This window comes from Sphaerochaeta sp. (assembly GCA_022482495.1).
In the GTDB taxonomy this organism is placed as follows: domain Bacteria; phylum Spirochaetota; class Spirochaetia; order Sphaerochaetales; family Sphaerochaetaceae; genus RUG023.
This window is the reverse complement of the sequence record JAKVPA010000008.1, coordinates 80,692-106,611: the sequence shown is the minus strand read 5'-3', so window position 1 is coordinate 106,611 and position 25,920 is coordinate 80,692. Positions and strand designations below refer to the sequence as shown.

Sequence of the window (25,920 nt, the reverse complement as noted above, 5' to 3'; positions counted from 1 at the left end):
ACCTCGATGTCAGTCGAGCAACAGGACCGCTTGGGCGGTGATGACCGCCGGTGCGGTGCGCTCGCTTGTTTTTGCTTTGATGGAGAGTTGGTCGGGATCGATCTGCAGAGCTTCTGCCAGATGGGTCCGGATCGTATCGATGTATGGCCGGAGTTTGGGTTCGTCCAGCACGATGGTGCAGTCAATGTTGCTGATGGTGTGTTCCCCCAGATGGGTCAGGGCGTCCTTCAGCAACGTGATGCTGGAGATGTCCTGGTAGCGGGGGTCGGAATCGGGGTAGTGGCTGCCGATGTCCCCGTCGCAGATGGCGCCGAACAGCGCGTCAATGATGGCGTGGACCAGTACGTCCCCGTCACTGTGCGCTTCTTCACCGAATGGAGAGGGGATCGTCACGCCTCCCAGGACGAGGGCTCGTCCCGGGCTCAGGCGATGCAGGTCCCAACCGGAGCCGATCCTCATGACTGCTTGGCCTCCTGGATGGCGGTGCGGAGCGCTTTGTCCGCTTTCTCCAGACGTTCTCCTTCCTTGCGGGCGGCAAGGTAGGCGTCGATCTGCTGCTGGGCGTCAGGAATCTCTTCCATGTAGGTGATCTTCCGGTTCTTCCGGTCCCCCGGACAGACTCCTGCTTCTTTTCCTGCCGCTACCCAGATTTCCGTGTCGTCCGTGTAGGTTTTCCCGTCATCCGCCACTGCCTGGTGGGCAAGGTAGATGTCCGGCCAGCGGAAGATCTGCGGGGTCTGCACCGCCACCGTTCCGTGGCGGGGGATGCTTGCGGTGATCACGCCGTCATCGGTGATCGTCTTCAGCGAATCGGTGACGGGAAGGGCGGGCGCGGCACCACCATACATCGTGGCGGTGGCAAGCGTCTGGATGATCAGATCGGTGGTGATGAAGCATCGTGCCCCATCGTGGATGGCGACGTACTGGACGGGTACTCCGAGGTGCTTCAGGAGCGTCAGGGCGTTCCGGACGCTTTCCTTCCTGCTCTCGCCTCCGTCGCAGAGAATGACCGGTACGCTCTGGTGTTCATACAGGTCGCCCAGCGCGACGCCACATTCGTTCTCTTCCCCTTTGGGGCAGGTGACGATGACCAGCTGGCAATTGGGTACGGACAGGAACGGGGCGGTGGCCCGTTGCAGGACGGTCTGCCCGTCGATGGACAGATACTCTTTTTTCACCCCCTGGGACGAGAAGCGTTCGCTTTTGCCCGCAGCGGTGATGATGGTGGCAAAGGTAGGAATCTGCATGCTACTCCAGTTTTGAGAAGATCAACTTTTTGATCTCCGACGGATCCTTTTTCAATGCGTAGGAGGATTCATCGATCAGCAGGTTCAACGCGTTGTCGTACAGTTTGCGTTCCTGGACGGGGAGTTCCTTCACCTTGCTGCGGTGGTACAGTGACTGGACCACTTTGGCGAAGGACGCGATGGATCCCTGCTTGAGCAACTCGACATTCATCCGGTACCGGTCTTTCCAATCCACAGGCATCTGCTCGAATTTCTCCGAGATGGAGTTGATCGCCGCCAACGCTTCCTCAGGCGGGACGATGGGACGCACCCCGATCTCCTTGGATTTGTCTACCGGAACCATGACCGTCATGTCGGATGAATTCAGATAAATGACATAGTATGTGGTGGGGGTACCATTGAAGGTTCGCTCCTCGATACGTTTGACGACACCGACGCCTTGCAATGGGTAGACGATGTGTTCGCCAACCTGGAACTCAATGGACTTTTTCTCTGAACTCATACCGTCATTATACACGATAAAACGGAGAAAAACAATGAATTGCGGAAATGGGGAAACTATGCAAATATCTCCTTCTGCGATATGATGAGACATCATGAAAAAGACACAGAGAAGGTGCGGTATTTTGCTGCATCCCACATCCTTGCCCTCGTCGTTGGGTATCGGTACGCTGGGGGATGAGGCGAAGCGGTTCGTCGACCTGCTTGCCTCGGCCCATATCTCGTTATGGCAGATGCTGCCCCTCGGCCCGACCGGCTATGGGGACAGCCCGTACGCCGCTCGTTCCACGTTTGCCGGCAACGAATTGCTGGTTGACCTGAAAACGCTTGCCTATGATGGGTACCTGGAGATCACCGATGTCCTCAATCCGCCTTCGTTTGATTCCTATCGGATCGATTACGGCGTGGTGCGCGCGTTCAAGATGCCGTTGTTGTACAAGGCGGCCGATACGTTCCTCGCCACGGCAAGTGCTGCGGACAAGGCAAAGTACCAGCAGTTCTGCTCCGCGGAAGGATACTGGCTGGATGATTACGCCCTGTACGTCGCCTTGTGCGACGCCTACGGCGATTCCCGCTGGTTCAGCCAGTGGCCGGAAGAACTGAAGATGCGTCATCCTCAGGCGGTGGAGAAGGCGACGAAGCAGTATAGGAAGGAGATCGAACGGACCAAGGTGATTCAGTTCTTTTTCGCCAGCCAGCTGGCTTCCTTGATCTCCTACGCCCATGCCAACGGCGTCTCCCTGGTGGGGGACATTCCGATCTTCGTCGCAGGGGATTCGGTGGATGTATGGACCAACCGTTCGTTGTTCAAGCTGGATGCGGAGGGAAACCAGACGGCGTCCAGCGGTGTTCCGCCGGATGCGTTCTCCGCTGATGGACAGCTGTGGGGCAACCCGCTGTACGATTGGCCGGAGCATGAGAAGACCCATTTCGCTTGGTGGACGGCCCGGTTGAAGCATGTGCTTTCCACCTGTGATATCGTCCGGATCGATCATTTCCGCGGGTTCTCCGCCTATTGGGAGGTCCCTGCCGGAGAGAAGACGGCGATCCACGGGAGTTGGGTTGCCGCTCCAGGACAAAAGCTGTTCGACCACCTCCACAAGGTGTTCGGCGCCCAGATGCCGGTCATCGCCGAGGACCTGGGGGTCATCACTCCGGATGTGGAGGAACTGAGGGACGGCAATGGCTTCCCTGGCATGAAAGTGCTGCAGTTTGCATTTGGCCTTGATGGCCAGGGCCGACTGGACTCCACCAATGCGTATCTTCCCCACAATTGTACGGAAAGAAGCGTCATCTACACCGGCACCCACGACAACAACACCACCCAAGGGTGGTACGATACGTTGGATGGCGCGGTGAAGGACAAAGTGCGACGGTATCTGGAATGCCCGGACGACCAGGTGGTCTGGCAGATGGTCCGAGCCGCCCTGATGTCCGTTTGTCAGGACGCAATCTTCCCCATGCAGGATTGGCTCGGGCTGGGGGCGGACGCCCGGATGAACGTGCCTGCCACCTGTGGGACGAGCAACTGGTCCTGGCGTCTGGACAGCTTGGATGTTCCTTCCTGGAGGGTCGATCGTTTGCGCGACATGGTGGACCTGTACGGTCGCCAGCCGGCAACCCGCTCGTGAGGACGTATGAACATCATCCTGTTTGAGCGGATGCCCGAGGGGAATCTGATCCCCAAGGACGATTACCGCTACCAGCACATCACCGAGATCCTCCACCTGGGGGTGGGGGACGCGTTCCAGATGGGAGTGGTGGGCGGCGCCAAAGGGAAGGCGGTCATCACGGATGTGGATCCGTCAGGCATCCGGTTCACGTTCACCGTGACGGATCCCACCTCGGGAACGTTGTATCCGGTGACCTTGCTGGTCGGCCAGGTGCGGCCCATCTGCATGCGGAGGATCCTCCGTGAAGCGGTTGACCTGGGGGTGGAAACCATAGTACTGTCCGGGTGCGAACTGACGGAAAAGTCGTACCTGGAAGCCAAGTTGTACACCAGCGGCGAGTACCGTTCCATTCTGTTGGATGGGGCGATGCAGAGCGGTGAGACCGGAGTCAGTGAAGTGCGGTTCGCCCCCAGCGTGGCGGATGCGCTTCGCATGGTGCCTTCCGGCGCCCAGAAGCTGCTTCTGGACAATGTGATCGGCAAGGAGCGTCTGGCTTCGGTGTCCATCACGGGAAAGCGGGTCGTCATGGCCATCGGACCGGAACGGGGGTTCACCGATCATGAACGCCAATTGTTTCTGGATGATGGTTATCAGCCGTTGCTTTTGGGCCGCCGGATACTCCGGACGGAGACGGCATGCAGCGCGGCTACGGCCATGCTGTTGGGAAGAATGGGTTTGTAATTGATTGAAGGAGAGGTTTGCCATGGCACATTGTGTGGTTCCGGAAGCGGAAGCGGTATTGGATAAGGAATTTCCCGTGCTTGATCACGGATTCGTACGATTGGTCGATTATCTGGGCAGTGACCAGCGGATCGTCCAGAGCGCCCGTGTCTCCTATGGAGAAGGCACCAAGACGTATCGTGAGGACAAAGGGTTGATCAACTACCTGATGAGGAACGATCATACCTCGCCGTTCGAGCAGGTGAACTTCACGTTCCACGTCAAGATGCCGATCTTCGTGGCGCGGCAGTGGATCCGTCACCGGACCGGACGGGTCAATGAGATCAGCGGCAGGTATTCCATCATGAAGGATGAGATGTATCAGCCCGATCCCGCCCACATCAACATGCAGAGCGAGGTCAACCGGCAGGGACGGGCCGATGAACCGGTTTCCGATGAGGTGGCAAAACAGGTGCTTGCCATCATGGATGAGGACCAGAAGCGGGCCTATGAGAACTACCGCAAGCTGGTGGACATGGGTATCGCACGTGAGGTCTCACGGATCGACCTGCCTCTTTCCCTGTACACGGAATGGTACTGGAACATGGATCTCCATAACCTGTTCCACTTCCTGCAGCTTCGTCTGGATCCCCACGCCCAGTGGGAGATCCGGGTGTACGCCCAGCAGATTCTTGAACTGGTCAGGCTGGTCTGCCCCATCGCCACCGAGGCGTTTGAGAACCATCGGAAAAACGGGGTGACCTTCAGCGGCAGTGAAATGGTCGCCCTGAAGGCCATGCTGGCCGGTATGGAGAATCCGCTGAAAGGACGGAGCAAAGAGCTGTTTGAGGCGAAGCTGAAGTAGGTCAGCTTCGCTTGGCCGCTTTGGCCTGTTTGCGCTCCGCCCGGAGTTTCGCCTGATACTGTTTCTTGGACAGGAGCGGCGGGGGAAGCTTCGCCGGCTGGAGCAGCAGTTCCGGCTCCTGCAGGTATTTTTCGAACACTCTGAGGCTCTGGGTGAAGTACCAACCGTCGGTGATGCGCTCATCGACGGTAAAGCCGAATTCCATGGATGCTCTCCATGTGCCGTCAGGAAGCTTGGTGCGCTTCATCATTCCCATCGTCATGAAAATGCTGGTCGTGCCCCACTCGTACAGGTGATGGTGGGGGCTGGTTCCGTCCAGTCCGATGGAACCCATGTTGCTGACGAACGCGGAGGTGTGCAGACCGTCGGCGTCACGGAGCGCCTTCGGGGCGATCCCATGGCGGTCCATCCATCCGGCGATCCCCACCACCATGCTGATGAACCAGGTGGGGAAGTGGAGGAAGAACCCGATGGCCCGGTCGGTGTAGCCTTCGCTGTGGGGCGTCTGGCCGGCGATGATGGTATCCTCGATCTTGCACGCCACTTCGTCAAAACTCATCTCCGGGGTGAAGTACAGCGGGGTGCTGTGTTCCGGAGCGTCGTCCGCCAGGTTTTCCTTGACGACGAAGTTGACGGAAATCTCATTCCGCTGCCAATACCGTTTTCCGGCGATGAAACGGTTCAGTTCGGGACGTTCGGCCATCAGGCGCACCATCGCCCCGAGCACCACCTCGAACATCCGGTACTTCTTGCCTTGTGATGAGGTGTGATCCTTGATGAACGTCAGGATGTTGGTGACATCGATGGTGACCGTCTGGAACACCATGCTGTCACAGCGGCGTTTCATCATGAATGGATAAATCTGGATCAGGGTCGGGATGTCCCATACCCGTTTTGCGTCGTTTCTTCCCATAGGTTGTCCTCTTCGCTGGGGACAAGTATATCCCAGCGCATGGATTTGTTCCAATACCTTCTCATCGGCGGTGGATGGCCGAAAGATAGCTCTTTTTCATTGCTGCTTCGAACTCCTCGTTGGAAGCATAGCTGTGGCCGAAGACCGGCTGCCACAGGGTGGGATCTTCGAAGCACAGGTAGAAGAACGGGGAGCCGGTCTTCCAGCTGGCGGGAAACGCGTTCCAGACGTTGCAAAACAGATCTCGTTTGGTCTCCCAGGGATAGGAGAATTTACCGGCGAACGGTACCAGATCCATGTCCAGGATCCGGGATGGCCGGCCTGCCTCACGGAGCGTCTTCAGCACCGATTTGGTGAACGTCAGCGTGCCGAAAGAGACAAGGGCGACTTCTTCCGGACGGAAACTGGAAGTGACCATCTCCACCACTTGGCGGTATCCTTCCTGCCAACCGTCGAACCACACCATCGGATGGAAGTGGAAGCCCACCAGAATGTGATGGTCGGCGGCGATCCGTGCCGCTTTGATGCGCTCAGCGATGGATGCGGTGAAATGTTCTTCCGCCTGCTGGATGACCGGGGCGTTCAGCGACCAGGTGGCGATGATGTTTCGGGGCCAGTCGTCGGTGATCCAGTCGGTGCGGGCGGATTTTGTCTTCAGTTCGATCACCTTCTCCGGATAGCGGCGGGCCAGAATCCTCAACGCGGCAAGCGTGCCGTGGTCATCCCCCCAGGCCAGCGAGTCGCTGGATTGCCCGGTGCCGATGTGCCACACTTCTTCGGGAAGCCGGATGTCGGAAAGCCGCTGGGCCAGGTTGTCCACGAACCGCACTTCGCCTTGCTGGTAGAATGACTGGACGGCGCAGTAGGCGCAGTCAAACATGCACCCTTGGACGGCGTCCAGCGTCCGGAGGTTGCAGCACCGTGTCTGTTTGCCATCGGTGGGGCAGGGACAGCGTCCCCACAGGACATCTTCGCTGACAAACGAATCTTTTGTCTTTGCCGGAGGGTTCCAGAGGGGGCGGAAACCGGTGTAGTCGGTGGGTTTCCTCCGTTCCGCCTCCATACCCTGGCGTACCTGTTCCAGGATTCGTTTGCCCTGCTGTCCACTGCTCAGCCGGGAGACGTCATTCAAGTCGATGAACCGGGTGACGTGCCCCATCCCCCACATGGAGAGGTCCGCTTCCGCCTGTTCCAACAACAGCCGTTCTTGCCGGGTGAAATGATAGGTCCGTTCCAATTCCTCAAGACTGTCCATACCCGCTATCCTAGGTCGTCGGCGTTGCCTTTGCAACCGTCTGTTCGTATGATGGTAGGTATGGAATACCAAGGGGATGTGGAGGATCTGGGGCTGGAGGTACATGACGACCTGACGCCGGCCCAGCAGGCCAAGGCGCTGCCGCACAACAGCGGCGTCTACCTGATGCGTGACCAGTCGGGCACGATCATCTACGTAGGGAAGGCGAAAGACCTGCGTCGCAGGGTTACCAGCTATTTCCTCTCCGGACGGAACGCCAAGACGGCTGCTCTTGTCCGGAAGATCCATCACATCGACCACATCATCACCGGCAACGAGTACGAAGCGTTGGTGCTTGAGAACAATCTGATCAAGAAGTACAACCCCCACTACAACATCTCGCTGAAGGATGGCAAGAGCTATCCGGTGATCCGCATCACAGCCGAGCCGTTCCCCAAGGTGTTCAAGACCCGGAGGTTGATCAACGACGGGTCGTTGTACTTCGGCCCGTATCCGGATGCCGGAAAGCTGGATCTGTTCCTCGATCTGATCCAGAAGCTGTTCCCCTTGCGACGGTGTGGCATTCCATTGAAAAAGCTGCAGAAGCCCTGCCTGTACTACCACATCGGCTTGTGCTCTGGTCCTTGCGCCGGCTTGGTCTCCGAAGAGACCTACCAGGGGTACATCGAAGAGGTGAAGAAGTTTCTCAACGGTTCCAGCCAGGGGCTGGAGGAACGGCTCCGCAAAGAGATGCTCCAGGCATCCAAGGACCTGAAGTTCGAGGAAGCGGCGAAAAAGCGTGATCTGCTGCAGGCCGTCCAGTCGGTGGAGAAGGAACAGGAGGTGCAGGACTTCGTCCAGGAGGCGAGGGATTACGCCGCCATTGAGATGCGCGCCTCACTGTGCACCATCAGTCTGATGCAGATGCGGGACGGCCGGCTGATCGGTCGGGCGCTGTACCGCGCCGAGACATTCGGTGATGAGACGGAAACGCTGTTGGGGTTCCTGGTGCAGTACTATGCCGACGGTAAGAAACTTCCTCACTACCTGTACCTTTCCCATGAGATTGATGTCAGCCTGATCCAGCGGTTCTTCTCCGAGCAGCTGCATGGCCAGCTGGAGGTCACCGTACCGACGGACGGCAAGCATTACCGGATCCTCCGCATGGCGATGGAGAACGCCCGCAGTGATGTGGAGAAACGGTTGAAGAACCGGGACAATACGGCGGCGTTGGCCACCCTGCAGAAGGAATTGGGGCTCACCGCTCCTCCGTCGTTGATCGAAGGGTATGATATCGCCCAGCTGTCCGGCAAATACACTGTCGCGTCGTTGATCTCCTTCCGGGACGGGAACCCTGACCGTTCCCATTACCGACGGTTCAACATCCGGAGCCTGGATGGGAAGATCGATGATTTCGAGAGCATGCGGGAAGTGGCCGCCCGGCGGTACACCCGGGTGCTCAATGAAAATCTGGAGCGCCCCGGACTGGTGATGGTGGATGGCGGCAAGGGACAGGTCAATGCCGTACGGGAAATCTTGGACAGTCTTTCATTAAACGATATTCCGGTGGTCGGCTTGGCAAAGGATGTGGAAGAGATCGTCTTCGATGATGACCGTCCGCCGCTCCTTTTGGATCCGTCCGACGAGGGGCTTCGGATCCTGATCGCCATCCGGGACGAATGCCACCGGTTCGCCACCAGCGCCAACCAGGCGATGCGTTCCCAGGACGCGACGTTCAAAGTACTCCAGTCCATCGATGGCGTGGGCGAGAAACGGGCCCAGCGGCTGTTGGAACACTATGGCAGTCTGGAAGAGGTGATGCACCACGATGCCGCCCAGATCGCCAAGGATGTCCACATCCCCGAAATCGTGGCGGAGCGGATCCTCCGTACCCTTACACTGTAAGAAACGTTGGTTGCTCAGGTTGCTTTCCGCTTTGCGTGATGAGGGAGAACAACAGGCGTTCCCATTCCAGCCGGGTCATGTCCCCGGCGGATTTGATCGGGATGTCGGCGTCTTCCAAGGCCATCAGGGCGGAAGTCACCTCCGCTTCCGTGTAGGCTCGGATGCCTGCGCGGTAGGAGTTTTTTTCCCGGAGGCTCCGGATGGGGTATGGGGTGCCCAAAATCGAGGCTTGGGCGAACGCCGTCGCTTCGTTGTGGGTTTCCTGCCAGACCCGGATGACGGAGCGGAGCCGTCGGAACTGCCAGAGAAGCTGGCTGTGCAGGCTGAAGCTGGTGCCGCTGTCCCCGGCGTCCAGAATGGCGCCGAGGATCCGCAGGGCCTGTTTCAGATCCCGGCTTGCGATGGCGGGAAACAGCGTGTATCCGTTCTCGTTCTTGGTGTGGGCCACATAGGTTTCCACTGCGTCGGAGTCAATGGCGCCTTTCTTTTTGCCCGTCTGCCAGAACAGGGCGAGCTGGCTGCAGACTGTCCGCATTTCCGCCGTGTCGTTGTCGATCAACTCAAGGAGGGTGGAGATGGCGTCGCTCGTGATGGTGACGCCTTGGTTACGGAAGAAATTCCGTACCCAATCCTCCTTTTGGTTGTCGAACAGTTCCCAGAAGATGATGGTCGCGTCCTTGGGGATGTGCTTGGTGATCTGAGGCAGTTTGACGAACGTATTGTCGCTTTCCATCACCAGGGTGGTTTGGTCGGAAGGATGCTCCAGGTATTTCCCGATGACCGCCGCCATGGAGGAGGAGATGACATCGATGTCGCTGATGATCACCAGACGATGGTCGCTGAAGAACGAATTGTTGTCCAGCGTGGTGTACAACGTGTCTCCGTCCAGATCGGAGGCATGGAACCGGTATGTTTCCGGTTGGCTGCCTACCGTTCGTTTGAGGTTATCGGTGATCTGCTGGAGTCGTTCCTGCTTGGCTCCGTTTTCCGGACCGAGCAGAAGGTATGCCGGGGTAGCCATCACAGGTACGAGCGGATGATCAACTGGAGGATGCCGTGGATGTGGCATGCCCGGGTGATGATCGGTCCCATGGTGGAGTTGGCCGGCCTGAGTTCCACGTGATCCGAGGAGGGGTAGAACTTCTTCAGCGTGATGCCGCCCATATCGTCATCTTCCACCGATGCGGCGACAATCTCGCCCCGTTCCGCCGTCTTGCATGATTTCAGCACGGCGATGTCCCCATCGTTGATCCCCGCCTCGATCATCGACTCTCCGCGGACCCGAAGGGCGAAGTAGGTGTTCCGCGCTCCGGCAAGCATCGTCACGGGAATGGTCAGGTTGGTCTCGATGTTCTCTTCGGAGAGGATCGGCTTGCCGGCGGCGATGGTGCCAAGGAGCGGCACCTGGATGGTCTCCGACTTCTGGCTGTAGGATTCATCCAGCAGTTCGATGGAACGGGAAATACCCCGTGCCGTGCGGATGATCTCCTTCTTCTCCAATGCCCGAAGGTGATCATGCGCCGCTTTCACCGAGAAGCCGAAATGATCAGCGATGTCCCGTACCGAAGGGGCGTATCCGTTCTCGGTGATGAACAGCGAAATGTATTCGGCGACTTCTTTTTGTCTGTCCGTAATTCCTTTCATACCTCACTCCTCAAATCTGTTCTCGAACAGATGCTGGATCGCATCAGCCAATTCCACTTCATCCGGGCCTTCGGTCCGCATCAGGACTTTGGTCTGATACGGCGCCCCCAGCGTGATGATCCCCATGATCGACTTGCCGTTGACCTCCATCGTATCCTTGATGAACGTCAGTTCACTTTTGTATCCATTGGCCACCTTGACGATGGACGCCGCCGGTCGGGCATGAATCCCCGCCCGGTTCAGGATGGTCAGTTCCCGTTCCACCATCACACGTTCTCCTCATCGATGTAGTACGTCCGGCGTGCCGTCTCGCTCTCCAGCCACTTCAGCACGTTCTGGTCAAATTCCTTGGCGCTGTAGAAGCCCAGCTTTTTCAGCCGCTCGTTGCGCGCCGCCGTCTCGATGATCACCGGGACGTTCCGGCCTGGTTTGACGGGAATGACCACCTTGGGGATGGATATCCCCAGGTAGGTGTCCGTCATGTCACCGCCGATACGATCATAGTTTTTTGTCGAATCCCATTCTTCCAGATGGACGGAAAGCTGTACCTGCTTGCGGTCACGGATGGCTCCGACGCCGAACAGGTTGGCCAGGTTGATGATCCCCAACCCCCGGATCTCCATGTGGTGGGCAAGCATCGGGTTCTCCCCCATGCCGACCAAAAACGAATCGTTGATGTTCTTCAGCCGCACCGTGTCGTCGCTGATCAACCGGTGTCCCCGTTCGATCAGTTCCAGCGCCGTCTCGCTCTTGCCCACGCCGCTTTCTCCGGTGATCAACACGCCGATGCCGTATACCTCGACGAATACGCCGTGGATGGTCTGGGTGGGTGCGAACACCTCGTCCAGCGTCTGGTACAGGCGCCGGGAAAAGTCCGAGCTGATCAACGGCGTGGTCAGAATGGCGGTGCTGTTCGCCTCGGCGAGTTCAATGAAGCTGGCGGTGGGTTTCCCCCCGTCGCAGAAGACGCAGCAGGGGACGTGGTAGGAGAGGAGTTTCTGTACGTTTGCGTAGTTCTTGTCTTTCTCCAGCAACAACAGGTATTCCTGTTCGCCGCGGCCAAAGACCTGGATGCTGGTGGCGCTGAATTCGACGAAGAAGCCGGACAATGGCAGCCCTGGCCGGGATATCTTGCTGGTTTTGATCTTCTGGGACAATCCACTCCTGCCCGCAATGCAGCTCAAACCCAGAATATTGTGCTCTTTCAGGTCAAGATCCAGCAAATCAAGCACTGAGATATCCGCCATACGTCGCTCCTCGACGTGAGTATAGCAGATAATCTTTACCTACACAAATGTAAATTCCTACCTGTGATGCATTTTTCGGGACGAACGACGTTTGTGATGGGTGGTGTCGATGACGCCAAGCGCATCCATCTTCACCCTGCACCAGGAAACCGTGGCGCTGAAGGAGACGGGACAAGCGTCCTTCACCGGGCATTCCTCACAGGCTCCGCCGTCGTGTGCCGAACGGCCGTTCTCCCAACGTTGTTTCTTGTCCCGCTTGTACTGCTGGTAATGGATGAAGCGCTGGCAATCCACCGCGTCAGGACAAATCGAACTGCCATCCGCTTTGCGGCAAAGCAGGCACGGATTGGAAGGGAGGTCGACGTTGCTGGCCAACATAAAGATGAATTCTTCACTGAGCAGGTCAAATGTCTGGTCACTCATTTCCTTTGTCCTACCATGTTTTGGAGGTTTGCTCAACGGTTCGGGGGGAGAAACGAGATCGGTTTTCCCGTTTTTGCCGCTTCCTGGATGGCCTGTCCGACAAGCGCGTCAATGATGCCGTTCCTCAGGGAGTAACCGTGGCCGAAGCGGCGAAGGCATTCCGCGATGCCTTCCTCGTCGTCCTTGTTTTCCTCCAGCGACCGGATGATGGTTTGGTTGGCGTCATCCAGATAGCGTGCCGTCCGGTCAAAGATTTCCCCACGCTCCCCCCTCAGGGCGAAGTGGCCGGAAAGGATCGTGCTGTGGTATTCCTCCCCAGTGAACGCGTACCACCCCGTCTTCCCATCGGGAAAGCGCAGGACAGCAACGGTTCGGGTGATCTCTTTCGTCGTTCCGTCGGCATGGTAGCCGTACCGGCTTCCCGTCTGTGCAATGCGACGGATGGCTGTCTGGGCGGAGATGGTGCAAGCGGCCTCTTCTTCTTCCAGGAAGTGCCTGGTCAAGGCTGCGGCATGGTGGAAATGACAGGATGCCACGGTGCATTCCCAGATCTTCCCCAACCGGGGCTGCAGGTCGGAAACCTGCTGGTAGTAGGGGAGCAACGGGTACTGTTCGGCGACCTCCACCGTTTTCCCTTGGCAACGGACAAGGATATCCTTCAATGATGCCTCGTTTTGCCGGAGAAACGAAGTCTCGGTGAGCACCGGTTCCCCGCGTTCGGCCAGGGTGACGAGCAGGTCATGCTGCAACGTGTCCGGCACGCAGAGAACGACCAGATCATGGGGACGTTCCAGCACCTCGTCCAAGGCATGCGAGGTGAAAGTATGGTATTCCTGGGCGTAGGCGATCCGTTTCGCGGGATCGTGGACCATCCAGCCGGTCAGACGGAATTCATGGGGGAACCGTACGGAAAGACGGGCGTAGAACAACGACCGCCAACCGCTTCCCAACAGAACGAAATCAATCATAGCTTAAGGTTAGCATGTTTTTTGGGGAAGACAACAGGGAAAAGGTGCGTTACCATAGAAGTATCAAAGACTGAGGAGGATCTATGAATCTCACTGTCAGAGGTGTGCATTACAATCCAAGTGATGAGACAAGGGCGTTTCTCGACAAGAAACTGGCGAAACTGTCATTTGCGGAGGACTACCTGCATGATCTGGAAATTGTCATTACCAGACAGACGCTGGGCCAAGGGTACCACATCGACGCAAAATTACATTTTTCCTGGGGAACGGTCAAAGTGGTCAGCTATGACTGCATCGAGCTGTTCGAAGGGATTGAGTTGATCGCCGACAAGATCGAATCAGCCGCTCGCAAGGAAAAGGAAAAGGTGAAGGAGCACTGAACAACGGGAATCTTCGGGAGGGCGGCTTCGGCCGCCCTTTTTTGCTTTGTGGGGGTGAGATGACGTTTTGTTCGTTTGCATGTATCTTTGGAACATGACAAACCAAACGATGCCCGTGCTGTTCGTCGGCCACGGTTCTCCGATGAACGCCATGGAAGACAACCAGTTCTCCGCCGGATGGACGGAGATTTCGAAGAAGATCCCCACTCCAAAGGCGATCCTCTGTATCTCGGCCCACTGGTTCACCCATGGGCTACGGGTGAACAACAGCCCCAAACCCAAACAGATCTATGACATGTACGGCTTTCCGGAAGAGCTGTACCAGATCACCTGGCCTGCTCCGGGAGATCCCGAGCTGGCTGGCCGCGTCGCCAAGATGACCGGCGCCAAGGTGGATGACAGCTGGGGATGCGACCACGGCGCATGGAGCGTGCTCCGCCGGATGTATCCGAAGGCGGATATCCCGTTCTTCCAATTGTCCGTCAACCGGGACGCGCCGCCCGAGAAGCATTTCGCCTTGGGCAGGACGCTGGCCTCCCTTCGGGATGAAGGCGTGTTGATCGTCGGTAGCGGGGACGTGGTGCACAATCTTTCCCTGGTGGACTGGGATAATCCCGGCGGGTTCCCTTGGGCGGAGGAGTTTGACGGATACGTCCATGACGCCATCCTTCGGGGAGACTACCAGGCGGTGGTCGATTACCGCAAGGCGGGGGAGTGCGCCGAATACGCGTTCTTCACCCCGGATCATTTCCTGCCGATCCTGCCGGTGCTGGGCGCCGCCCAGCCGGGAGAGAAGGTGACGGTGTTCAATCGCCAGTGCGTGATGGGCGCGCTCTCCATGACCAGCTATCTGATCGGAATCACGAACCCCTGACGAACGACGAGTCGATGTTCAGTTCCTTGCGGTATTTCGCCACGGTGCGGCGGGCCACATTGATTCCTTTTCCCACAAGGAGATCGGTGATTTTTTGATCAGACAACGCTTTTTCGCCCTGATGTTCCTGGATGATCTCCCGGATGATCTCCTTGACGGAGTTCTTTGACTGGTTCCCGTCCCCGACGGCGTTGGAGAACAGGTTCTTGATCGGGATGATCCCCCAGTCGGTGTCCACGTATTTGGCGTTGGCGATCCTGCTGACCGTCGTCTCATGCACCCCGATTTTCTCCGCCACTTCTTTCTGGGTCAGTGGCTTGAGGAATTTCGGTCCTTTGAGGAAGAACTCGCTCTGCTCGGCAAGCACCACTTGGGCGACTTTCCTCAGGGTGTCGTTGCGCATGTCGATCTGGGTGATCAACTGGTTTGCCTGGGATATTTGTTCCTTGATGTACTGCTTGGTCTTCTTGTCGTCGATCTGCTCGGCCATCTGCTGGTATTCCGGACTGATGGTCAGTGTCGGGATGGCGTCGCTGTTCATCTGCATCACCAGCTTTCCGTCCTTCTGGTGGATGGAGAGATCCGGGATGACGAACTGGTCCGGACCGGAGGCGAACCCTTGGCCGGGGTACGGCGTCAACGTCTTGAGGAACGCGTACAACGCCTCGACTTCTTCCGAGTCAACTCCGAGGTTCTTTGCCACTTGATCGGTTTTTCCCGCGCGTATCGACTCCAGTTCATGATCCACCATCGCGGTGAACACCGTGAACTCTTCCGGTTTGAGCCCTTTCTGTTTGGCCTGGAGGATCACCGATTCCTTCCAGTCCCGCACGCCGACGCCGGAAGGATCGAACCCTTGGATGATGGCCACCAGCTTGTCCTTGAACGGAAGCTGGTTCGGCTTGAGGAAGACGGCGGGATCATCCCGGAAGAATCCGTTGTCGTCCATGTTGGAGATCAAGGCTTCGCCGGTCTGGTATTCCTCGTCGGTCAGGGAAACGCATCCCAACTGACCCAAGAGGTGTTCCTGCAGCGTCTCCTTTTCCGTCAAGGTGTTCTCCATGAACTGCTGGGCCCGGTCGCTCGCCTCGCTGTCGTATCCTTGGCCTCCCTCGTCGTAGTCGCTCTGGTCCTTCTTTCCGTCGTAATCCGGAACGGAGTCCAGCGAATACTCCTTGGCGTCGGGAATCTCCAGCGTCGGGTTGGTTTCAATGGCCGCCTGGATTTTCGCCTGGAGTTCCGTCAGGGGGAGGGCCATCAGTTCAAAGCTCTGGATCAATTGAGGGCTGAGTTTGAGTTGTTGTTTCTGTTCAAGGATTAGGGAAAGACCCATCTCAATCCTCCCCGAACTCGTCACCGAAGTAGATGTCCCGTGCCGCCTTGTTGGCGATGAGTTCTTCCTTGGTGCCGGAGACCAGAATGGTGCCTTCGTTGATCAGATAGGAACGGTCGGTGATGGCAAGTGTGTCGCGGACGTTGTGGTCGGTGAGGAGCACGCCGATTCCTTTGGCGGCAAGCTGTTTGATCAACTGTTTGATCTCATACACCGCCTTGGGGTCGATGCCGGCGAACGGTTCGTCCAGGAGCAGAAACTTCGGTGCGGTGCCCAACGCCCGGGCGATCTCCGTCCGCCGGCGCTCGCCGCCGGAGAGCGTGTATCCCCGCTGGTTCCGAAGCGCCGTCAGCCCGAATTCATCCATCAGTTTCTCCGTCTCCTGCTGTTGGGCGTTTTTGTCCAGGTCGCGCCGTGTCTGGACGACCAGGCGGATGTTGTCCTGTACGGAGAGTTTGCGGAAAACGGATGGCTCCTGGGGAAGATAGGAGAGGCCAAGGCGGGAGCGCTGGTACATCGGCAGCCGGGTGACATCCCTGCCGTCCAGAATGATTCTTCCCCCGTTTCCGTGGATGAAGCCGACGATCATGTAAAACGTGGTGGTTTTTCCCGCCCCGTTGGGACCGAGGAGTCCGACGATCTCCCCTGCATCCATGGCGAAGGAGATGTCCTTGACCACCTGTTTCTTGCCGTACGTTTTGGCAAGATGAAGCATTTCCAATCTGCTAGCCATGGACCGTCCCCTTGATGGATCCTTCCAGCTGGATCTCCTCACTGTCCAGGTCCACCGTGATGACGTGCGCCTGGTAGACGTCCCCGTTCCAGGTGATGACGGCGTCACCCGCCAACTGGAGCCGTTTGTGGTCCCGGTCGTATGTCAACGTGTCGCTGGTGCAACGCATGATGCCTTTGCTTGCCGCCCTGAGGAGCCGTACCTGTCCTTCCAATTGCATCAGCCCGGTCTGCCGGTTGAACGAAAGGCTTCCCGCCGAAGCGGAAATCTCGTTGGTGGTGTCGTCGATCTCCACCCAGCTTTGGACGGACAGGACTCCGGTGGAACGGACGTATCCGACGGCCGGGCTCTGCATCGTCAGGCCTTGCTCGGTGTCGACGACCGTCACATCACCGGAAAGGGAAATGCGGTCATAATCATCCCCGCTCAGCGTGATCGTCTTTGCGGAGAGGGACAACGAGCCGGTCTGTACCTGTGCGCCGCCGCTGAGCACGATTTCCTTTTTCCCGTCCTGCATCCGGACCTTGGTGTATCCCCCTTTGAACGAGATGGCTTCGGCAGAAAGGGGAAGGGTGAGAAGGAGGATGGACAGAAAAAGAGAAACACGTTTCATTGCTGCACCACCCCTTGTACCAGTTGGACGAATTCGAAGGTGTTGGTCTTCAGGTCTCCGGAGAATCCCCGGCCGGTGATGGCGTCCCCTTCATGAAAACAAATATCCGCCAGATCCTGCTCCCCAGTGGACAGAAGTTGCTCTGCGTCATTCCAGCGGAGATTCGGCGCATGGATTGCAAACTGGTCTGTTTCCTTGTGGACCACCACGTCTCCGCTGAGGGTCGCATCATGGGTCTGGGTATTGACGGTGGCCGTTTTTGCGCTGCCCCACAGGTCGGTTTTCCCCTCTCCGTCGGTGCGGGAGAACGAGAAATCCTGGATGACCGCTTCGTTGGTCTTGTCGTCCAGCGTGATGGTGGATGCCGTGATGGTCAAGGGTTCTCCTGCATCCCACGAGGTGACGTAGGTGACATCCCGGAGGATCATGGAAGGCTGTTCCACCGCGTCCTTCGTCTCCTGGGCTTCAGGCGTAGTGCCTGAGGAACAGGAGAGGAGAAGCAACAGGGGAAGGAATGCCAGGATGCACCGTTTCATGGCTACCAGTATAGTGGCGAACGGAAAGGTGCGTCCAGCAAAATTCAGTCCTCTGCCGGGGTGACGGACGGCAGGTACTTGTCATGGGCTGAGCGGAAGTACGCCCAGACGATCAGAAAGCCGAGTCCGATGCCTCCCAGACCCCCAAACAGGGAGACCATCTCCGAAGCCCCCACCTTGCTGAGGATGAAGAACACCACAGGGAAGAACAAGAGCGGGATGATCAGGGTGATGAAGGAGCTGGCGATGGTCCTGCCGGTCTTCAGATGCACATCCACCGGATCACCCGGCTTGAGGTTCATGAAAAGAGGTTTTGACGCCTCAAAACTCCGTCCTTTGTTGGTGCAGAACATCTCACCTTTGCATCCCACACAGGCCGTGGTGGAGCACACCACCGTCACACGGGTGGGGGAAAGCACTTTTTCCACAATGACATGTTCGTTCATACGCTTTGTTTTTCCTCCTCGGTCTCCGTTACCGGATACCGGATCGTTTCCACACTTGTCGCCTTGCCGTCATCGCCGATGGAAACCAGTGCTCCTTGGATCTCCAGACCGTCCCAATTTTCATGGGATCGCTCGGGAATGCCGGTCATGTATTTGCGCAGTTCCACGTCGTTTGCGAATCCGCCGATGGAAAGGGTGGAACCGCAACGGCCGTTGTCCGTAAGGTACGCCGTACCAGCGGGAAGCAGATGGGGGTCGGCGGACAGCACCTTGGAATGGGTGCCGATCACCGCGGCCACCTTGCCGTCAAGCAGGTAACCCATCGTCTGTTTCTCGGCGCTCGTCGCCGCGTGGAACTGGACGAGGATGATCGGATCCTTCGTTTCGGCACGCGCTTTGTCCACCAGCACGTTGGCAAGACCAAACGGGTTGTTCAGGTGCACCTTGGAAAAGCCGCTGGTCCCCAACAGGTTGATGATGACCACCGTCTTCCCTCCGATCTCCATCGTGCGGATTCCCCTTCCCGGGTCTCCCAACGGATAGTTTGCCGGGCGGAGGATCCAGGACGCCTTGGCCAGGAAGTCCACCATATCCAGCTTGTAGTAGATCTTTTCTCCCCCGGTCAGGATGTCCACGCCCAGTTTGGAAAGCTGCATGGCGTGGGCCTTGCCCAGACCGAAGCCATTGGTCGTTCCTTCGGCGTTGGCGATGACCAGATCGATGGCCTTCTCCTGCCTGAGTTGCTTCAAGTGCTTGATGGTGAAGATTCCCGGTTTGCCGACGATCTCACCCAAAAACAACACGTTCATACTCTTAGAGTAAAGAAAAAGCGGCGTGACGGCAAGACAGCTGAAACGGAACGTGGTACAGTAGGGCTATGGCAAAGGGTGAATACCAGACCAAAACACGGATGCGGATGATGGATTTCCTCAAGGAGAGCTCCCGGGCAGTGACGGTGGATGAAATCCACGCGGCGCTTTCCGACATCGATCTTTCCACCATCTACCGCAACGTCGAGCGGATGGTTGAGGAGGGAACGCTGTTGCAGTTCGCCGGTACCGGTGGCGGCAAACCGAGCTACCAGCTTCCCTTGGAAGAAGGGTGCCACCACCATCTCCATCTGAAGTGCACCGTCTGCGGCAAGGTGATCCACCTTGATTGCGCCCAGATGCAGGAATTCACCGACCATATCAAGACCAAGCATGGTTTCACGCTTTCCTATGACGATACCGTGCTGTACGGAATCTGCAAGGATTGCATGAAGAAACAGCACACAAGCCATTGACTTTCCCACAGGCGTGATGCTATATTCCAATTTGCAAATAATTTGCAAATTAAAGGAATGATATGAAACGATTCCCGCAAGGATTGGTCCTGATCGCGTGTCTGTTGTGCACGCTTCCTGTCATGGCGGCAGGAACAAACGAAACGAAAACGGATGGGAAACCGGTCATCTCCGTATCCATCGTTCCCGAAGAGACCTTCGTCAAGGCGGTCTGTGGAGACGCGTTTGACGTGCTTCTGATGATCCCTCCCGGCGCGAGCCCGGAAACCTATGAGCCTACGGTGAAGCAGAAAGCTGCCTTGGAAAAGGCTGACCTCTACCTGGCCATCGGGGTTCCTGCGGAGAACGCCGTGTTACCGTCGGTGACCATTCCGGTGGTCAAGCTGCAGGACAAGGTGCGGGAGCAGTATCCGGACCTCAAGCTGGGGGGGGAGCGGGATCCCCACATCTGGTTGTCCGTCCGTCGGGTGAAGGTGATGGTCGATGCCATCCAGGCGGAGGCGTCCCGCCTGATGCCACAGAAGGCAGCGGAGTTCCAGAAAAACGCTGAAGCCTTCACGCAACAGCTCTCTGATGCCGACGCGGAAATCCGTGCAAGTCTCTCCGGCATGCAGGGAAAAAGCTTCATCGTGTTCCATCCCGCCTTCGGGTACTTCGCCGATGAATACGGCTTGACCCAGTACGCCTTGGAGGAAGAGGGAAAGGAAGCGACCCCGAAACACATGCGGGAAATGGTTGATCTCGCCCGGAAGGATGGGGCCAAGGTGATCTTCTACCAGGCGGAAGTGGACAATCGCCAGAGCGTCGCGTTCGCCGAGGAGATCGGAGGGGTGACGGTCAAACTGGAACCGCTTGCCGCGGATTATCTGGATAACTTGCACAGGATGGCTGAGGCCTTCCGGGACGCGGCCACATGAACGCGCTGGAAGTGAAGGACCTCTGTGTCCGCTACGAGGAAGTGGAGGCGCTCCGAGGCGTCTCCCTTTCCGTTGCTCAGGGGGAGCTGGTGGGAATCGTCGGGCCGAACGGGGGTGGGAAATCCACCCTTCTGAAGGCGGTGCTCGGGCTGTGCCCGGCTTCCAGCGGTACGGTTTCCGTCTTCGGAAAGCCGTATGATCCCCGCACCCGGTTGGTGGGATACGTCCCCCAGTACGGGACGATGGAGCGGTCTTTCCCCATCACCGTGACGGAAGTTGCGGAAAGCGGTGCCGATGGTGGGGGCCTGCATCCGTTTCACCGTCACCGGAGGACGGACATCGCACGGCGCATGATGGAACTGGTCGGAATCTCCGACCTGGGGGCTCGCCTGGTGGGGGAGTTGTCCGGCGGGCAGTTCCAGCGGCTTCTCATCGCCCGGTGCCTGGCCGTCCAGCCGAAGATGCTGCTGTTGGATGAGCCGACGGCAAGCATTGATCCGGAGAGCCGGGAGCACGTCTATCGCGTGTTGGAAGGACTTCATCGGGAAGGGATGACCATCGTGCTGGTTACCCATGATGTGGAGGGGATCCAGGGAAAGGTCGATCACATCGTTCGTCTGGACGGGAGGGTGCTGGATGTTTGAGGCGTTGGTTTCCTATCAGTTTCTCCGGCACGCCGTGCTTGCCAGCCTGATGGCTTCCGTCGTCTGTGGCGTCATCGGCGTGATCATCGTGGAGAAGAAATTAGTGATGATGAGCGGTGGTATCGCCCATACGGCCTACGGCGGCGTGGGGCTGGGATACCTCTGTGGTTTCTCCCCGATGCTGGGCGCAGCGCTGTTCTCCGTAACGGCGGCGGTGGGCATCGGATACGTCCGCAGAAGCGGAAAGATGAAGAGCGACGTGGCCATCGCGCTGTTCTGGTCGCTGGGCATGGCGTTGGGCGTGCTGTTCGTCTCCTTGATGCCTGGCTATCCCCCCGACCTGAGTTCGTATCTGTTCGGGAACATCCTCTCTGTCGTCACCGCTGACTTGTATCTGATGCTGGTACTTTCCATCGTTGTGCTGGCGACCGTTTTCCTGTTGTTCCAGGATTGGAAAACATATCTGTTCGATGAAGAGTTCGCCTACGTCTCCGGGCTGAATACCCGGTTCCTGGAATACGCGCTGCAGATTCTCATCGCCCTGTCCGTCGTCGTGTTGATCAGGCTGGTTGGCATCATCATGGTCATCGCCCTGCTCTCCGCGCCCGCCGCAACCGCCGCGTTGTTCACCCGGAGACTTGCCAGCCGCATGCTGGCCGCCATGGGCTTCTGTCTTGCCTACTGCTTCGCGGGGCTTGCGTTGAGTTACACGCTGGATCTTTCCAGCGGCGCGACGATTGTCATCGTGGCTGTAGTCTGCTACTTCGTGCTTTCCCTGTTCAGAAATCGCATCGTACCCAGAATCCGTCAGGCACAAGGGACGCGGTAAGGTAGAACTGTTTGGGAATCGGTTTCTCCGATTCCTTCGGCTGGGGAAACGTCCGGTGAAGGAACGGCACAAGGAATCCGGAGAGCGAGCCGACGGCCGCTCCGACCAGGACATCAGAGAGGAAGTGTGAGCCGCTGGCGATCCTGCTGGCGGCCGTCGCCGTGGCAAGGGCGTAGCTTGCCGCGATGACGGGAATCTTCCATGGGGAATCGGGGAAATAGGCGCTGAACACGTAGCTGGTGAAGGTCGCTCCGGTGAACGCCAGCGTGGTGTGGCCGGAGAAGAAACTGCTGTCTTGGTCATCCGCCTCTGGTGCGGAATCAAAGTACCGGTATGGCCGCGCCCGGGTGATCGTCGCCTTGGCGATGTTCTTCAGTCCGTTGGAGAGTAGCACACTCTCAGCGTACATCACGGCGATGGTGCCCCACTGTCCGCTGTCCGTGGCCGAGAGCGCGGCGACCGTCCCCAGGCTTGCCACTTCCAGCGCCGTTCCCACATGGTCCAGCGTTTCGTTGTACGAATAGACCAGCATCCGGTCAAACGGATTGACTGAATCCAGCGAGAGTGTACCTGCTACAGGTTTTGTGTAGGTGGTTTCCAACAGCCATGCCGTGCCGTTTGCCGTAAGAGCGGAGCCGGTAAAGATGCCGTCTGTCAGCGGAGAGAGCCGAAACGGCTGGGCGGTGAGGGAGGAGGTGCCGAGCACCAGGCAAAGCAACAACAACGGAATATGATGTGCGCGCATACTGGAAGCATAGCGGAGAAACGGGGTATGCTCAAGGCGGAGGGAGACATGGTGGAACTGACCGTGGGAAAAGGAGGGGACTACTCCTCCATCCAGGAGGCGCTTGACGCCATTCCGTACCGGATTCCGGCGAGGGTGGTGGTGAAGAAGGGTGAATACCACGAAAAGCTGTTCTGTGACAAACATGACCTGACGCTGGTCGGGGAGGATGGCGCCGTGGTCAGCTGGGACGATGGGGCGTGGGAAACGGTCTCTGATGGATACAAACGGGGGACGTTCCGCTCCTCCACAGCGTTCTTTTCCGGTGAGCGCCTGCGCTTGGTGAACCTGACCATCCGCAACACGGCGGGGAAAGGAAGCGAGGTGGGGCAGGCGGTGGCATTGTATCTGGACGTCCGGCATGCCAGATTGGAAAAGATGGCACTGGAAGGGTGGCAGGATACGTTGTTCCTTGCTCCCCTTCCCCAGAAGGAGAGGGAACCGCGTGGGTTCTTTGGCCCTCGGGTGTTCGCCCCCCGGTTGAAAAGCGAGGTGGTGGTCGTCGATTCGGTGATCACCGGGGACATTGACTTCATTTTTGGCGGGGCGGACGCATTGTTCTCCCATTGTGACATCATCTCCCGGGGGCCGGGGTATGTCGCCGCCCCTTCGGGAAATCGGAGAGACAGGGGCTTTGTCTTTGCTGATTGCCGTTTTCTGTCTGACGGCGCGCCGGATGGTTCGGTCTATCTGATGCGCCCATGGCGTCCCGAAGGAAAGGTGACCTGCATCCGTTGCACGTATGGCGCCCAGATCCATCCGGATGGGTTCCATGGCTGGCAGGGGCGGGAGGCGGAGAAGCGGTTCGGCTTCGCAGAGTATCATTGCAGCGGTGTACAGCCGATGCGGCGTCTTCCTCCTGCGAGGGAGCTGACGGAAGCGGAAGCCGCAACGTTGGTCACGTCGTTTGGGATGCCGTAAAACAAACAGGCCGCAGTTTTCTGCGGCCTGTGGTTGACTCTAGTGCGATTCGAACGCACGACCTTCTCCTCCGGAGGGAGACGCTCTAATCCAATTGAGCTATAGAGCCATCAATTTGGGACAACAGACACTCTAACGGTTTGCTCCCAGTTTTTCAAGGGTTCTTGCAGAATTCTTCCTGTGTTGCGTATTCCCAATTTTGGAGCGTTGACTGTTTCCTTGCGTCAGCGGGAAATGGGTGTATACTGAGCCCGAAGGAGGGACGGTATGCGCAGTGAACGGTTGCGGATTGGATTTCTCGCCACGCAGTTTGAAGAGTCATACCAGCATGCCGTCTTCCAGGGCGCCGTGGAGGAAGGGGCCCGTTCATCGTTCCAGTTGGTATTCTTTGAGGGCAGCAACGCCGAGACACAGCGGCGGGCCGGGGCGTTGGATGAGACGGCGTTCTCCCTTGCCGCATTGGCTCGTCTGGATGGGTTGATCATCATGACCAACACGATGGGATCGTCGTACGACACCCAGCGGATCGCAGGGTATCTGGCGCGGTTTTCCGGCATTCCGATGGTCTCCCTGGGGGTGGAATTCCCCGGTGTGGCGTTTCTCAAGGCCAATACCAAAGGGGGGATCCGGTCAGAAGTCGCCCATTTGATCAAAGTGCATGATCGGCATAGCTTCGTGTTCTTGGCCGGGCCCCGCAACCACCCGGAAAGCGAGCAACGGGAAGCGGAATTCAAGGAAATGATCGAAGAGCTCGCTCCGGGAGCCAAGGCGGAGATCCGCTATGGGGATTTTCTGGAGGAGCGGGCATACCATGAAGTGATGGCGTTGATCGCTTCCGGGTGGGGCTTCGACGCCGTGGTGGCGGCCAACGACCAGATGGCCATGGGTGCCATCCGGGCACTCTCCGAGCATGGTATTCCCGTTCCCGAGGCGGTCTCCGTCACCGGTTTTGACGATATTCCGGACAGTCTGCAGTCTCTGCCGCCGCTGACCACCATCCACCAGCCGATGGCCGAGTTGGGACGGCAGGCGGTGCGCTACCTTGCCATGCGGTTTCGTTCCGGCAGGCCGGAAGACGAAGTCTCCGACCTTTCCTCGGCGTTCGTGGTGCGGGAATCCTGCGGGTGCGTCGGGGCATTGGACGCCCTTTCCCTTCAAGTGCTGGAGCAGCGGCTTCGGGAGGAGGTTTCCAAGCGGGTTGCCGCTGAGGAGCGGACGGCGCTCCTTCGGCGCATCGAGTCGGCGATGGTCCGCTCGTTCTCCCTGGAGGATATTCTTCGGGAGCTTGCCGAAGGCGTCCGGGATCTTGCCATCTCCTGTTGCGCCGTCGTGTTGTTTGACACCAAATCCTCCTCGCCGGAATGGTCCGACCTGTTGATGCTCTCCCATGACGGGGACATTCGGATCCTCACGCCGTACGGGGTACGGTTCCCCACCTCACTGCTGCTTCCCAGCGGGCTTTCCCCACAGACCCTTGCCTACGTGTGCGAACCGCTTCAGTTCGGACAGGAGCAGATCGGCTACCTGCTCTGCTCCGCCGATTCCGCCGACCGCCATGTGTACGCCACCCTCCGGGACATCTTGTCCACCAGTTTGAAAGGGGCGTCGGTGATGACGCTGGAAAAGCATCGGGAGACGGCGTTGGAGGAACAGGTCAAACGCCGGACGGTGGAGCTGTCCATGGCCAACCGCCATCTGAAGGAAGAGATATCACGGAGAAAAGTGCTGGAACGGGAACTGTTGGACAACTCCAACGACATCATGACGCGCATCGGGCAGGACATCCACGACGACCTGTGCCAGGATATCGCCGGCATCGGCATGCTGGCCGCAGCGTTGGAGAACAGTCTGCCGGAGGAGCACAGCGACGCGAAAAAGATGGCGGGGGAACTTTCCCACGCAGCACTTTCGACGGCGTACAAGGCGAAGCAGATCTCCCGCAACCTGTATCCGGCCGATCTGGAGGAGAACGGCATCGTCGATGCGGTGCGCCAGTTGATCGCCCGGGAGGAGGGGAACGTTCCCATCCAGCTGACCGTCCAGGAAGGATTCTCCGTGCAGAACCGGGAGAAGGCGTTCCAGCTGTACCGGATCATCCAGGAATCGTTGAACAACGCCGTGCGGCATTCCAAGGCCAGAGCGATCCACGTAGGGATGTTTTTGGATCATGGGATGGTCACGGTGGAGGTTTCGGACAACGGAAGCGGGTTTGACGCGGAGCGGAGCCGGGGGCGTGGCATGGGACTGAGGATCCTTTCGTACCGCGCCAATCTCATCGAAGGGAAACTTGGCATCCGGTCATCTCCTGCAGGGACCACCGTCACCTGCAGGGTGGCCCAATAGGA

The 25,920-nt window shown here is 58.2% G+C and carries 30 protein-coding genes and 1 tRNA gene; 12 read left to right on the top strand and 19 right to left on the bottom strand.

What is annotated here, in order from left to right; translation table 11 throughout:
- Positions 1–9 precede the first annotated feature (9 nt).
- From ispF to LKE28_09540, 3 genes are read right to left on the bottom strand one after another with little or no spacing between them, the layout of a single operon-like run.
- Complete coding sequence (ispF, locus tag LKE28_09550; GenBank protein ID MCH3908457.1) at positions 10–459, bottom strand: 2-C-methyl-D-erythritol 2,4-cyclodiphosphate synthase; 450 nt, start codon at positions 457–459, stop codon at positions 10–12.
- Positions 456–1,247, bottom strand: coding sequence for a 2-C-methyl-D-erythritol 4-phosphate cytidylyltransferase (locus LKE28_09545; protein MCH3908456.1), 792 nt, complete (start codon positions 1,245–1,247; stop codon positions 456–458). Before LKE28_09545 ends, ispF begins: the two co-directional genes overlap by 4 nt.
- Before the next feature lies 1 nt (position 1,248).
- Positions 1,249–1,749: a CarD family transcriptional regulator gene (locus LKE28_09540; protein MCH3908455.1), complete on the bottom strand. Its 501-nt coding sequence runs from the start codon at positions 1,747–1,749 to the stop codon at positions 1,249–1,251.
- A 94-nt stretch (positions 1,750–1,843) separates the two neighbouring features.
- On the opposite strand from LKE28_09540, the gene malQ reads away from it, so the two are divergent.
- From malQ to thyX, 3 genes are read left to right on the top strand one after another with little or no spacing between them, the layout of a single operon-like run.
- Positions 1,844–3,379 carry a 4-alpha-glucanotransferase gene (gene malQ / locus LKE28_09535; GenBank protein ID MCH3908454.1) on the top strand — a complete coding sequence of 512 codons (1,536 nt, stop codon included), beginning with the start codon at positions 1,844–1,846 and terminating at the stop codon, positions 3,377–3,379.
- Positions 3,380–3,385: 6 nt separating this feature from the next.
- The gene (locus tag LKE28_09530; protein MCH3908453.1) at positions 3,386–4,102 is read left to right on the top strand and encodes an RsmE family RNA methyltransferase; all 717 of its coding nucleotides are present in this window, start codon (positions 3,386–3,388) and stop codon (positions 4,100–4,102) included.
- A gap of 22 nt (positions 4,103–4,124) precedes the next feature.
- Entirely contained in the window at positions 4,125–4,946 is an 822-nt protein-coding gene (gene thyX, locus LKE28_09525; protein ID MCH3908452.1) for an FAD-dependent thymidylate synthase, read from the top strand.
- A 1-nt stretch (position 4,947) separates the two neighbouring features.
- Here the strand turns inward: thyX and LKE28_09520 are convergent, their stop codons facing one another.
- Together LKE28_09520 and LKE28_09515 are read right to left on the bottom strand one after the other, a co-directional pair.
- Positions 4,948–5,859 carry a 2-oxo acid dehydrogenase subunit E2 gene (locus tag LKE28_09520; protein ID MCH3908451.1) on the bottom strand — a complete coding sequence of 304 codons (912 nt, stop codon included), beginning with the start codon at positions 5,857–5,859 and terminating at the stop codon, positions 4,948–4,950.
- Positions 5,860–5,920: 61 nt separating this feature from the next.
- A complete protein-coding gene (locus LKE28_09515) occupies positions 5,921–7,114 on the bottom strand; it encodes a DNA photolyase (GenBank protein ID MCH3908450.1) in 1,194 nt (397 codons plus the stop codon).
- A 60-nt stretch (positions 7,115–7,174) separates the two neighbouring features.
- Here LKE28_09515 and uvrC point away from each other — a divergent pair, with 60 nt between their 5' ends.
- Complete coding sequence (gene uvrC, locus LKE28_09510) at positions 7,175–8,998, top strand: excinuclease ABC subunit UvrC (GenBank protein ID MCH3908449.1); 1,824 nt, start codon at positions 7,175–7,177, stop codon at positions 8,996–8,998.
- Here uvrC and holA read toward each other — a convergent pair.
- Genes holA through LKE28_09480 form a run of 6 tightly spaced genes read right to left on the bottom strand, consistent with a single transcriptional unit; the run spans position 8,988 to position 13,280 of the window.
- Positions 8,988–10,019, bottom strand: coding sequence for a DNA polymerase III subunit delta (holA, locus tag LKE28_09505; GenBank protein ID MCH3908448.1), 1,032 nt, complete (start codon positions 10,017–10,019; stop codon positions 8,988–8,990). The genes uvrC and holA overlap by 11 nt on opposite strands.
- Complete coding sequence (lexA, locus tag LKE28_09500; GenBank protein ID MCH3908447.1) at positions 10,019–10,642, bottom strand: transcriptional repressor LexA; 624 nt, start codon at positions 10,640–10,642, stop codon at positions 10,019–10,021. The genes holA and lexA overlap by 1 nt, the downstream gene beginning before the upstream one ends.
- 3 nt (positions 10,643–10,645) lie before the next feature.
- Positions 10,646–10,909: an HPr family phosphocarrier protein gene (locus LKE28_09495; protein ID MCH3908446.1), complete on the bottom strand. Its 264-nt coding sequence runs from the start codon at positions 10,907–10,909 to the stop codon at positions 10,646–10,648.
- Positions 10,909–11,889, bottom strand: a complete 981-nt coding sequence (gene hprK / locus LKE28_09490; protein ID MCH3908445.1) for an HPr(Ser) kinase/phosphatase — start codon at positions 11,887–11,889, stop codon at positions 10,909–10,911. The genes LKE28_09495 and hprK overlap by 1 nt, the downstream gene beginning before the upstream one ends.
- 57 nt (positions 11,890–11,946) lie before the next feature.
- Positions 11,947–12,312, bottom strand: coding sequence for a hypothetical protein (locus LKE28_09485; GenBank protein MCH3908444.1), 366 nt, complete (start codon positions 12,310–12,312; stop codon positions 11,947–11,949).
- 32 nt (positions 12,313–12,344) lie between these two features.
- Positions 12,345–13,280 carry a hypothetical protein gene (locus LKE28_09480; GenBank protein ID MCH3908443.1) on the bottom strand — a complete coding sequence of 312 codons (936 nt, stop codon included), beginning with the start codon at positions 13,278–13,280 and terminating at the stop codon, positions 12,345–12,347.
- An 83-nt stretch (positions 13,281–13,363) separates the two neighbouring features.
- Between LKE28_09480 and LKE28_09475 the strand changes: the two genes are divergently transcribed.
- Positions 13,364–13,660 (top strand): HPF/RaiA family ribosome-associated protein, encoded by a 297-nt coding sequence (locus tag LKE28_09475; GenBank protein ID MCH3908442.1) that lies wholly within the window; start codon positions 13,364–13,366, stop codon positions 13,658–13,660.
- Positions 13,661–13,754: 94 nt separating this feature from the next.
- Entirely contained in the window at positions 13,755–14,534 is a 780-nt protein-coding gene (ygiD, locus tag LKE28_09470; protein ID MCH3908441.1) for a 4,5-DOPA dioxygenase extradiol, read from the top strand.
- Here ygiD and rpoN read toward each other — a convergent pair.
- Genes rpoN through LKE28_09440 form a run of 6 tightly spaced genes read right to left on the bottom strand, consistent with a single transcriptional unit; the run spans position 14,521 to position 19,004 of the window.
- Entirely contained in the window at positions 14,521–15,867 is a 1,347-nt protein-coding gene (gene rpoN, locus LKE28_09465) for an RNA polymerase factor sigma-54 (GenBank protein MCH3908440.1), read from the bottom strand. The genes ygiD and rpoN overlap by 14 nt on opposite strands.
- A 1-nt stretch (position 15,868) precedes the next feature.
- Positions 15,869–16,600 (bottom strand): LPS export ABC transporter ATP-binding protein, encoded by a 732-nt coding sequence (gene lptB, locus LKE28_09460; GenBank protein ID MCH3908439.1) that lies wholly within the window; start codon positions 16,598–16,600, stop codon positions 15,869–15,871.
- Positions 16,593–17,213: a hypothetical protein gene (locus tag LKE28_09455; GenBank protein ID MCH3908438.1), complete on the bottom strand. Its 621-nt coding sequence runs from the start codon at positions 17,211–17,213 to the stop codon at positions 16,593–16,595. Before LKE28_09455 ends, lptB begins: the two co-directional genes overlap by 8 nt.
- Positions 17,210–17,749: an LPS export ABC transporter periplasmic protein LptC gene (gene lptC / locus LKE28_09450; GenBank protein MCH3908437.1), complete on the bottom strand. Its 540-nt coding sequence runs from the start codon at positions 17,747–17,749 to the stop codon at positions 17,210–17,212. The genes LKE28_09455 and lptC overlap by 4 nt, the downstream gene beginning before the upstream one ends.
- A 44-nt stretch (positions 17,750–17,793) precedes the next feature.
- Positions 17,794–18,195, bottom strand: a complete 402-nt coding sequence (locus tag LKE28_09445; protein MCH3908436.1) for a SoxR reducing system RseC family protein — start codon at positions 18,193–18,195, stop codon at positions 17,794–17,796.
- A complete protein-coding gene (locus LKE28_09440) occupies positions 18,192–19,004 on the bottom strand; it encodes a YmdB family metallophosphoesterase (protein ID MCH3908435.1) in 813 nt (270 codons plus the stop codon). Before LKE28_09440 ends, LKE28_09445 begins: the two co-directional genes overlap by 4 nt.
- Positions 19,005–19,072: 68 nt before the next feature.
- Here LKE28_09440 and LKE28_09435 point away from each other — a divergent pair, with 68 nt between their 5' ends.
- The 4 genes from LKE28_09435 (at position 19,073) to LKE28_09420 (ending at position 21,870) form a co-directional block, all read left to right on the top strand.
- Positions 19,073–19,480: a transcriptional repressor gene (locus LKE28_09435; protein MCH3908434.1), complete on the top strand. Its 408-nt coding sequence runs from the start codon at positions 19,073–19,075 to the stop codon at positions 19,478–19,480.
- 62 nt (positions 19,481–19,542) lie between these two features.
- Positions 19,543–20,397, top strand: a complete 855-nt coding sequence (locus LKE28_09430; GenBank protein MCH3908433.1) for a zinc ABC transporter substrate-binding protein — start codon at positions 19,543–19,545, stop codon at positions 20,395–20,397.
- Positions 20,394–21,041 (top strand): ABC transporter ATP-binding protein, encoded by a 648-nt coding sequence (locus tag LKE28_09425; protein ID MCH3908432.1) that lies wholly within the window; start codon positions 20,394–20,396, stop codon positions 21,039–21,041. Before LKE28_09430 ends, LKE28_09425 begins: the two co-directional genes overlap by 4 nt.
- Positions 21,034–21,870: a metal ABC transporter permease gene (locus LKE28_09420; GenBank protein ID MCH3908431.1), complete on the top strand. Its 837-nt coding sequence runs from the start codon at positions 21,034–21,036 to the stop codon at positions 21,868–21,870. The genes LKE28_09425 and LKE28_09420 overlap by 8 nt, the downstream gene beginning before the upstream one ends.
- Here the strand turns inward: LKE28_09420 and LKE28_09415 are convergent.
- Entirely contained in the window at positions 21,821–22,615 is a 795-nt protein-coding gene (locus LKE28_09415; GenBank protein MCH3908430.1) for a phosphatase PAP2 family protein, read from the bottom strand. The genes LKE28_09420 and LKE28_09415 overlap by 50 nt on opposite strands.
- 48 nt (positions 22,616–22,663) lie before the next feature.
- Between LKE28_09415 and LKE28_09410 the strand changes: the two genes are divergently transcribed.
- Positions 22,664–23,575, top strand: a complete 912-nt coding sequence (locus LKE28_09410) for a pectinesterase family protein (protein ID MCH3908429.1) — start codon at positions 22,664–22,666, stop codon at positions 23,573–23,575.
- 34 nt (positions 23,576–23,609) lie between these two features.
- Here the strand turns inward: LKE28_09410 and LKE28_09405 are convergent.
- Positions 23,610–23,684, bottom strand: a tRNA-Arg gene (locus tag LKE28_09405).
- Positions 23,685–23,842: 158 nt separating this feature from the next.
- On the opposite strand from LKE28_09405, the gene LKE28_09400 reads away from it, so the two are divergent.
- Positions 23,843–25,918, top strand: a complete 2,076-nt coding sequence (locus tag LKE28_09400; GenBank protein ID MCH3908428.1) for a substrate-binding domain-containing protein — start codon at positions 23,843–23,845, stop codon at positions 25,916–25,918.
- Positions 25,919–25,920 lie beyond the last annotated feature (2 nt).

Bases quoted from the DNA above. Each gene is read 5' to 3' on its own strand.
- lptC (MCH3908437.1), bottom strand. From the start codon at position 17,749: ATGAAACGGTGCATCCTGGCATTCCTTCCCCTGTTGCTTCTCCTCTCC.
- rpoN (MCH3908440.1), bottom strand. From the start codon at position 15,867: ATGGGTCTTTCCCTAATCCTTGAACAGAAACAACAACTCAAACTCAGC.
- malQ (MCH3908454.1), top strand. From the start codon at position 1,844: ATGAAAAAGACACAGAGAAGGTGCGGTATTTTGCTGCATCCCACATCC.
- LKE28_09475 (MCH3908442.1), top strand. From the start codon at position 13,364: ATGAATCTCACTGTCAGAGGTGTGCATTACAATCCAAGTGATGAGACA.
- LKE28_09545 (MCH3908456.1), bottom strand. From the start codon at position 1,247: ATGCAGATTCCTACCTTTGCCACCATCATCACCGCTGCGGGCAAAAGC.
- LKE28_09440 (MCH3908435.1), bottom strand. From the start codon at position 19,004: ATGAACGTGTTGTTTTTGGGTGAGATCGTCGGCAAACCGGGAATCTTC.
- ispF (MCH3908457.1), bottom strand. From the start codon at position 459: ATGAGGATCGGCTCCGGTTGGGACCTGCATCGCCTGAGCCCGGGACGA.
- LKE28_09425 (MCH3908432.1), top strand. From the start codon at position 20,394: ATGAACGCGCTGGAAGTGAAGGACCTCTGTGTCCGCTACGAGGAAGTG.
- lptB (MCH3908439.1), bottom strand. From the start codon at position 16,600: ATGGCTAGCAGATTGGAAATGCTTCATCTTGCCAAAACGTACGGCAAG.
- LKE28_09415 (MCH3908430.1), bottom strand. From the start codon at position 22,615: ATGCGCGCACATCATATTCCGTTGTTGTTGCTTTGCCTGGTGCTCGGC.
- LKE28_09520 (MCH3908451.1), bottom strand. From the start codon at position 5,859: ATGGGAAGAAACGACGCAAAACGGGTATGGGACATCCCGACCCTGATC.
- hprK (MCH3908445.1), bottom strand. From the start codon at position 11,889: ATGGCGGATATCTCAGTGCTTGATTTGCTGGATCTTGACCTGAAAGAG.
- LKE28_09540 (MCH3908455.1), bottom strand. From the start codon at position 1,749: ATGAGTTCAGAGAAAAAGTCCATTGAGTTCCAGGTTGGCGAACACATC.
- lexA (MCH3908447.1), bottom strand. From the start codon at position 10,642: ATGAAAGGAATTACGGACAGACAAAAAGAAGTCGCCGAATACATTTCG.
- LKE28_09435 (MCH3908434.1), top strand. From the start codon at position 19,073: ATGGCAAAGGGTGAATACCAGACCAAAACACGGATGCGGATGATGGAT.
- thyX (MCH3908452.1), top strand. From the start codon at position 4,125: ATGGCACATTGTGTGGTTCCGGAAGCGGAAGCGGTATTGGATAAGGAA.
- LKE28_09530 (MCH3908453.1), top strand. From the start codon at position 3,386: ATGAACATCATCCTGTTTGAGCGGATGCCCGAGGGGAATCTGATCCCC.
- LKE28_09410 (MCH3908429.1), top strand. From the start codon at position 22,664: ATGGTGGAACTGACCGTGGGAAAAGGAGGGGACTACTCCTCCATCCAG.
- LKE28_09455 (MCH3908438.1), bottom strand. From the start codon at position 17,213: ATGAAACGTGTTTCTCTTTTTCTGTCCATCCTCCTTCTCACCCTTCCC.
- holA (MCH3908448.1), bottom strand. From the start codon at position 10,019: ATGGCTACCCCGGCATACCTTCTGCTCGGTCCGGAAAACGGAGCCAAG.
- LKE28_09420 (MCH3908431.1), top strand. From the start codon at position 21,034: ATGTTTGAGGCGTTGGTTTCCTATCAGTTTCTCCGGCACGCCGTGCTT.
- LKE28_09400 (MCH3908428.1), top strand. From the start codon at position 23,843: ATGCGCAGTGAACGGTTGCGGATTGGATTTCTCGCCACGCAGTTTGAA.
- uvrC (MCH3908449.1), top strand. From the start codon at position 7,175: ATGGAATACCAAGGGGATGTGGAGGATCTGGGGCTGGAGGTACATGAC.
- LKE28_09430 (MCH3908433.1), top strand. From the start codon at position 19,543: ATGAAACGATTCCCGCAAGGATTGGTCCTGATCGCGTGTCTGTTGTGC.
- LKE28_09480 (MCH3908443.1), bottom strand. From the start codon at position 13,280: ATGATTGATTTCGTTCTGTTGGGAAGCGGTTGGCGGTCGTTGTTCTAC.
- LKE28_09515 (MCH3908450.1), bottom strand. From the start codon at position 7,114: ATGGACAGTCTTGAGGAATTGGAACGGACCTATCATTTCACCCGGCAA.
- LKE28_09495 (MCH3908446.1), bottom strand. From the start codon at position 10,909: ATGGTGGAACGGGAACTGACCATCCTGAACCGGGCGGGGATTCATGCC.
- LKE28_09445 (MCH3908436.1), bottom strand. From the start codon at position 18,195: ATGAACGAACATGTCATTGTGGAAAAAGTGCTTTCCCCCACCCGTGTG.
- ygiD (MCH3908441.1), top strand. From the start codon at position 13,755: ATGACAAACCAAACGATGCCCGTGCTGTTCGTCGGCCACGGTTCTCCG.
- LKE28_09485 (MCH3908444.1), bottom strand. From the start codon at position 12,312: ATGAGTGACCAGACATTTGACCTGCTCAGTGAAGAATTCATCTTTATG.